Raw genomic sequence first — 645 nt, 5'->3', positions numbered from 1 at the left:
CGGCGTCGTCGCGTGGCGCGGGGGCGGCCGCGGGCGTAGGCGGACGGGGTGCGTGGGACCGGCGGTGTGGCGCGAGCGCGTCGGCGTCGGCCTCCGTTGCGCCTGCTTCCCTGTCGCAAGCGGACGGCGTGTCCGCGTCCCCGCACATCAACCTTGCCGGCGAGCGCCCGGCCAGCGCCGATCGGGCGCCCGGCAACCCCGCCGATCAGGCACTCCGCAATCCCGGCACGATGCCGGGCGGTATGGCTCAGGAGAACCCAGATGGACTGTAACGACGCCCGCCCGCTGATCGACGCGAACGTCGACCGGGAACTCTCGCCGCCCGATGCGCATGCGTTGCAGCAGCATATCGATCAGTGCGCGGCCTGCCAGCGCGAAACCGACGCGGTGCGCGCGCTCAGCAGCGCGGTGCGCGCCGCGGCTCAGTATCATCGCGCGCCGCAGGCACTGCGCGCGCGCATCATCGGGGCGCTGCCGGCGACGCAAGCCGGCGAAGCGCGCGAGGAGACCAGCCGATCCGCCGCAGAGCGGAATCATGGCGATGCTCGAGGCCGCGCCTCGGATGCCGTGCGCGACGAAGCGCGGGCCGGCCAGCGCAATCCGCCCGCGCGCGGGCGCTGGTTCGACTTTCTGCGCGGCGCGCAG

1 protein-coding gene is annotated in these 645 nt (G+C 74.4%); it reads left to right on the top strand.

Going from position 1 to position 645, the window contains the following annotated elements:
• Positions 1–261: 261 nt before the first annotated feature.
• Positions 262–645, top strand: a 384-nt coding sequence (locus HV675_RS32170; RefSeq protein WP_175115484.1) for an anti-sigma factor family protein, incomplete at its 3' end; no start/stop codon positions are given.

The sequence above is a fragment of the Paraburkholderia solisilvae genome (assembly GCF_902859875.1).
Taxonomy (GTDB): Bacteria; Pseudomonadota; Gammaproteobacteria; order Burkholderiales; family Burkholderiaceae; genus Paraburkholderia; species Paraburkholderia solisilvae.
The sequence above is the reverse complement of the archived record's forward strand: the minus strand, read 5'-3'. Positions and strand labels throughout refer to the sequence as shown.